Source organism: Phenylobacterium sp. (assembly GCF_004799395.1).
Classification (GTDB): Bacteria; Pseudomonadota; Alphaproteobacteria; order Caulobacterales; family Caulobacteraceae; genus Phenylobacterium.
Window position 1 is genome coordinate 1 of record NZ_SSMZ01000191.1, and the last position, 6,163, is coordinate 6,163.

General features: G+C 64.2%; 6 protein-coding genes. 5 read left to right on the forward strand and 1 reads right to left on the reverse strand.

What is annotated here, in order from left to right; genetic code table 11:
• The first annotated feature begins 2 nt into the window (after nucleotides 1-2).
• The 3 genes from E8A12_RS12595 to E8A12_RS12605 all read left to right on the forward strand — a co-directional run bounded on the left by E8A12_RS12595 (nucleotide 3) and on the right by E8A12_RS12605 (nucleotide 2,088).
• The gene (locus tag E8A12_RS12595; protein WP_293369219.1) at nucleotides 3-224 is read left to right on the forward strand and encodes a hypothetical protein; all 222 of its coding nucleotides are present in this window, start codon (nucleotides 3-5) and stop codon (nucleotides 222-224) included.
• 472 nt (nucleotides 225-696) lie between these two features.
• Nucleotides 697-990, forward strand: coding sequence for a putative quinol monooxygenase (locus E8A12_RS12600; protein ID WP_293369221.1), 294 nt, complete (start codon nucleotides 697-699; stop codon nucleotides 988-990).
• A gap of 300 nt (nucleotides 991-1,290) precedes the next feature.
• Nucleotides 1,291-2,088, forward strand: a complete 798-nt coding sequence (locus E8A12_RS12605; protein ID WP_293369223.1) for a PEPxxWA-CTERM sorting domain-containing protein — start codon at nucleotides 1,291-1,293, stop codon at nucleotides 2,086-2,088.
• Between the two features lie 82 nt (nucleotides 2,089-2,170).
• Here the strand turns inward: E8A12_RS12605 and E8A12_RS12610 are convergent, their stop codons facing one another.
• On the reverse strand, nucleotides 2,171-3,448 hold the full coding sequence (locus tag E8A12_RS12610) for a cytochrome P450 (protein WP_293369225.1): 1,278 nt from the start codon (nucleotides 3,446-3,448) through the stop codon (nucleotides 2,171-2,173).
• 274 nt (nucleotides 3,449-3,722) lie between these two features.
• Here E8A12_RS12610 and E8A12_RS12615 point away from each other — a divergent pair, with 274 nt between their 5' ends.
• Nucleotides 3,723-4,922: a hypothetical protein gene (locus tag E8A12_RS12615; protein ID WP_293369227.1), complete on the forward strand. Its 1,200-nt coding sequence runs from the start codon at nucleotides 3,723-3,725 to the stop codon at nucleotides 4,920-4,922.
• Between the two features lie 361 nt (nucleotides 4,923-5,283).
• On the forward strand, nucleotides 5,284-5,985 hold the full coding sequence (locus E8A12_RS12620; RefSeq protein WP_293369229.1) for a hypothetical protein: 702 nt from the start codon (nucleotides 5,284-5,286) through the stop codon (nucleotides 5,983-5,985).
• Nucleotides 5,986-6,163 lie beyond the last annotated feature (178 nt).

The window sequence follows — 6,163 nt, forward strand, 5'->3', positions numbered from 1 at the left end:
GCCTGCTGGCCACGATCGCCGCTGTTGTGGTCGGGGCCATCCTGGCCGTGGTGTTCGCCGCCACGGTCGCGGTGATCGCGGTCATGGCCTCGGCCCTGCTGGGCTTCGCCGGCCTGGCGCTCCGGGCCCGCCGCACCGCCCGGTCCAGAGCTGACGGCGTCATTGAAGCCCGCCACCTGGGCGGCCACCACTGGGTGGCCTACGGCTGGAACGAGCGGGTCTGACCCAGCTCGAGGCGGCGTTCGGCGCCGACCGGACCTTGCAGAGATATATCGTTTGGATGGGTGCGACGCAGGCCGCCGCGCCGCGTCAGTTGACGCCCGTCGCGATGTCCCAGTCCGAGCTTGACCCATGACATGTTCTATTCCGCCGCAAGGACGGAAAGACGATGGGGCTCAGAATGATCACCAGGGCTGCGTAAAGCATAGTCTCAGCAAATCCAATGAATATGCCGGAATTTCTATTTAGTATCGCATCACTCATTGCGCGGAGAATTCCAACAGGACTTCGGTTCGCGACAATGCCATGTATTGACGATACGACTTGTTGACTAAGGCCTGATTTCTCTCGATTTTTATGGATTTATTATGACGCATTGTCAAGCTGCGCCGAAGCAACTGCCCGCCGCGTGCTTTCCGGGATGACACGCCGCAACGCGGACCTTACCGTATTCAAACAATCGTTTGGGAGAACGGCATGACCATCGGCGTGATCGCGACTCTGAAGATCCAGGACGGCAAGGCCGGCGAGTTCGAAGCCTTCTTCGGGGACCTCGCCAAGCAGGTCCGCGCCAACGAGGCGGGCAACCTGGCCTATCAGCTGACCAAGAGCCGCACCGAGGCCAACACCTACAAGGTGCTGGAACTCTACAAGGACCAGGACGCGCTCACGCTCCACGGGGGCACCGACTATTTCAAAGCCGCGGGCCCGAAGTTTGGCGCAGTGCTCGCCGGGCGGCCGGAGATTGAATATCTCGACGGGGTCGGCTGACCGCCTACGGCCGGGCCGTGGCGCTGGACCTTCTGCATCTGCAGGCTCCGATCGGCCGTCGGCGGAGCTACGCTGCGGCGCGGAAGAGGGCGATCCCGTGGATTTCAAGCCCAGCTTTCAGAAGTCCATATAAATTCCCAACTTTGTTTGTGTTTCCCCTTTCAGGAGAAGTCTCCCCTCGGGGTTGTGCAGCGCACACAGATTCGGCGGAATCCGCTTGCCTTGGCTGTACCGGCCGTTAAGGACCTGTTGACCACATGGGCGAACGGCCCGCGTTTCGTGGGTCGAATGGGGTCCTGAATGAAGATCTTTGCCGCGGCCGCCCTGGCGGTTGGCCTGATGACGGCCGGCGTCGCCAACGCGACCGTCGTCTATTTCGAAGGTTTCGACGGCTACGACACCGGCAACCCGGCGACCGATCCCAACGCGATCCAGCACGGCGCCCAGGCCTCGGGCGTGTCGAGCGTGACGGGCAACAGCTTCACCACCGACTACAGCTATCGCATTCCCGGCATGGGCAATGGCCAGGGCAATGCCGACAGCATGTATAACGAGGGCACCTGGACGATCGCGCAGAACCCCAACGCGGTTCATGATCAGTGGATCAACCTGCCCAGCAACACCAACAACATGCTGATGCTGAACGGCGCGACGCTGCCCGCAGGCGGCCAGGCCGCGACCTGGACCAGCAACTCGTTTGCGGTGACCGCGGGCGAATACAACTACTCGTACGATCTGATGAACCTGTGCTGCAACACCTACAGCGGCACCACTTCGGTCCTGCAGTTCTGGTATACCGACGGCCTGGGCAATCAGACGCTGATCTCGCCGATCGTGAGCGAGACCCCGGCGGCGCCCGGTGTGTTCGTGACCGAGATTGGCCAGTTCAACGTCGTCGCCAACGGCTCCATCCGGGTCGGCCTGATCGATGAAGGCGGTGAAGCCAGCGGCAACGACTTCGGCGTCGACAACATCTCGGTGTCCACCGGCTTTGTGAACGTTCCCGAGCCCGCCTCCTGGGCCCTGATGCTGGTTGGCTTCGGCGGTCTTGGCTCGGTGCTGCGCGGCCAGCGGCGCCGTCAGGCCGTCGCCGCCTGAGGCCTGAGGCCGTCGGCTTCCGCCTCGCGCGGCCGATCTTGAGAACCCCGGTCGAAAGGCCGGGGTTTTCATTTGTGCGGGCTCAGGTCCGGGTCGGGATGATCACCGGCAGGGTTTCGTAGCCCTTGACGAAGGACGAGTTCACCCGCCGGGGCGCGCCCACCACCTCGATCTTTGGGAAGCGCTTGAGGATCTCTTCCCAGATGATCTTCAGCTGAAGCTCGGCCAGGCGATTGCCGACGCAGCGGTGGATGCCGAAGCCGAAGCTGAGGTGCTGGCGCACCCGCGGGCGTTCGATCCAGTAGTCGTTGGGCCGCTCGATCACCTCTTCGTCGCGGTTGCCGGAGACGTACCACATGGCGATCTTGTCGCCCTCACGGATGGTCTTGCCGCCGAGTTCGAAGTCCCGCGTGGCGCGCCGGCGCATATAGGCCAGCGGCGTCTGCCAGCGGATGGTCTCGGAGACCATGGCGGGGATCAAATCCGGGTTTGCGCGCAGCAACCGGTCCTGATCGGGGTTCTGGTCCAGCGCCAGGACCGACCCGGTGATGGTGTTGCGGGTGGTGTCGTTGCCGCCGACGATCAGCAGGATCAGGTTCCCCAGGTACTCCATGCGATCCATGTCGCGGGTGGCCTCGCCGTGGGCCAGCATGGAGATCAGGTCGGCCTTAGGCGGGGCGTTCACTCGTTCGTTCCACAGGCGCATGAAGTAGTCGACGCACTCGAACAGCTCGGCGCGCCGTTCGTTCTCGGCGATCTCGGGATCGGTGGAGCTGAAGACCCCGCTGTCCGGCGCCGCGGTCGCCACATCCGACCAACGGGTAAGTTTGCGCCGGTCCTCCCAGGGGAAGTCGAACAGGGTGGCCAGCGTCATGGTGGTGAGCTCGATGGAGACCTTGTCGACCCAGTTGAACTCGACGCCGATCGGGCAGTCGTCGAGAATCTCCCCGGCCCGCTCGCGGATGATCGCTTCCATCTTCGCCAGGTTGGGTCCGGCGACGATCGGGCTGACGGTCTTGCGCTGCACGTCGTGCTTGGGCGGGTCCATGGCGATGAACATCGGAAGGGTGAAGTCTTCCGCCGGGTCGGGCAGCACGATGGTGGGTTCGGAGGAGAACACCTCGTGGTTGGTGTCGACGGCCATGATGTCGTTGAACTTGGTGACCGACCAGTAGCCGCCAATGTCCTCTTCCGCGCTCTCGGCCCAGTGGACCGGGTCCTCCGCCCGCAGGCGCTCGAAATAGGGCGCCCAGGTGTCGGTGCGGAACAGCTCCGGATCCGCCGGATTGATGTCCGCGAGCGGCATGGAATAGGCGGCGTCGCGGGCGGCGCGCTTCACATCGATCGAACCGTCGTCCATGGCCGAAATCCTCCGTCACGGCGGCCTTGCGTGGGGCCGTCCTGAGCCCCCAGTATTCGCGCCAATCGGCCGTCAGGGGAAGCGCCGCGCCGAAAGTGCTGAGTTCCTGAGAGCGGGTTCGGTGAATAAACGCCCTTAACCGATTTGTAGAGCTTCCATCGGATAGTCGCCGGCGAGGCCGTCGGGGGACGCTCGCGCAGCGCTGCGGCGCGCCTGGCGTCCTCGCCGCGAGGCAGGGTGGCGAAGCCGACGGGTTTCGCGTGTGGAGGTCGAATTGGTCGCGCGCGCACAAGACCGCTCGTATCGGAGCCTGAGCGGCCTCGAACGCACGGCCTCCACCAGCCGCGTCCTCAACCTCGCCGCCGTGGCCAGCCAGAACGTCGGCGACGCGGAGTATGAAAGCGCTCCCTTCTTCAAGGCCAGCTCGCTGAACGGCGCGGTGATCATCAAGCACCGCCTGCGGGCCGACGAGCAGTACATCTTCGAAGCCGCCAAGCGCATCTCGACCAAGGTCATCATCCCCTTCGAGCGGACCGACCTGGGCCTGGGCGGCCGATCGCTGTTCGTAGGCCAGCGCGGCTGGCAGGAGATGCTGTACCAGCTGCGCGGCAGCTCCGAGGACGAGGCCCGCGACATCTCGCTCCTGGAGGCCCTGGACGAGCTGCCCTCGCTCGACCCATTCCTGCTGCGCGAGCACCTGAAGCGCCGCGATTTCAAGATCGCCAACTGCTATTTCGCGATCTCCCCCGCCGACCTGGAGCGCATGCAGCGCTTCGTCTCGGGCGAGATCTCCAAACTGGTGGACCTGGCCTACGGCGGCGGGAAGGGCGGCTCGCCCAACGCCAACATCTCCAAGCTGGTGAGCCTCCTGCTGTCCGGCCAGGACGACACGCGACTGGAGCCGCTGCGCCTGACGCTCGGCCTTGAGGGTGAGAACTTCCGGGAGGGGATCTTCAGCTGGAAGGGCTTCCTCTACTACAAATGGGTGCTCAACAGCCTGTGGCCGGAGCTGCGCGAGGTGCTGGCCGAGCTCTCCGAGATCAAGGTCGTGGGCCCGCGCGACTATGAGATGATGAACCAGGTCAAGGACGTGGGCGCGCGGGTGAACCAGGCGATCCTGGGCCAGGTGCGCAAGGTTCGCACGACCCTGCAGGTCTATGACGACGCCTTCGCCGAGCTGACCCAGGCGGGCAACCCGATGGCCTTCCGCAACTTCCTGCTGAAGTCGCCGGAGATGTTCATCACGCTCGGCGAGCGCACGGGGATGGTGTCCCACATCGCCAGCTTCTGGCGCTACCGCTTCCCCAAGGGCCGGCCGCTGAAGGTCGAGCTCGACGAGCTGTTCGACATCCTGCAGGACTTCCACCAGGGCCTGGGCGAAGACGACGACCACAAGGCCAAGCCGCCCGAGGGCAGCGACACCGAAATTCCGGATCCCGCCAACGCCGAGGCCGTCAGCCGCGCGGTCGGCTAGGGCGTGGGCTCATAAGTCCGGCCAGGCGCCGCTATTGGACAAAGAGCCAATGTCGGGGCCGATCCTTCGGACCTTGGGAGGGTCTGGTCTAGTGGTGTCTCAGCTGTGCGCCGTTCTCGGGCTGCGCGGGTTGGCGCCGATGATGCGCACGGAGTTCCAAGGCCGCTTGGGGATTCGAACGAGGTCGATTTGAGCCATGGCTCGCCTCCGAGCGGCAGCGCCCACCCAGCCGATGACCTTCTACAGTCTCATTGCCTCCACGCCCGTTAGCAGACGTTCCGAAGATCGCTGGAGGGAAAGCAGACATTCCTCCGCAAGGCGAACAGCGATACCGTGTTCCTGTCGGCTGGGGCCGGGGCACATGGACATCCATAAGTCGAAGCCGGTTCATAGCTGGCGTGAGTTCCTGACCGAGATCGGAACCATCGTGATCGGCGTCCTGATCGCCCTGCTGGGCGAGCAGACGGTTGAGGCGCTGCACTGGTCCCACAAGGCCGAGGCGGTGCGCACCAGCCTCGATCAAGAGTTGAGCGTCGACCTCGCCTTCGCGGCGGAACAACAGGCCCAAAAGCTCTGCGCAAAGCGTTACTTCGACGCCCTGCAGACAGCGATTGTCCACAATGACGCCCATTTGGCCAACGCTCTTCACGACCTGGGCCGACCGCTCGATAGCTATCCTTGGCAAGCCGATGCTTGGGATGTGGCGCTCTCCGAACAGATCGCCGACCACCTGGGTCGCAAGGAACTGGCCAACTACGCCATCGCCTTCCGAAGGGTCGCCACCGAACGCGAGCTTCAGTTCCAGATGTCTGACAACTTCGCGGAAGCGATGGCCGTCCGCTATGGCGTGCCGAGCAACCCCGCGGTGGAACACGCGCAGCTTGCAGCGCTCGATAAACTCAGAACGGAGGAAGGCATTGTCCTCGCCATATCGGCGAGCTTGACCGGCCAGCAAGGTCCCGGCCTGGGACTTAAACCTGACGCTGCGTTGACGGCTGGCCAGGCGAACAAGGCCGCGGCATGCGAGGCCGCGCTTCAGGCGTTGGGCTCGGGACAAAGGTAGAGTTCCCTCAGAAGCAGGAGGGAGCCGGAAGGTCCTCTCAGGGCCGAAATCGGTCCCAGGCTCCGGCCCCCTAAAGCGATGGGGTGGACGCCGCCTAACGGCATCGAAGTGCCAAAGTGGAGGTGTTGAAAACACCACTGCAAAGGAGGCGTCCGTGGGTGAAGTTAGCACAATCGGC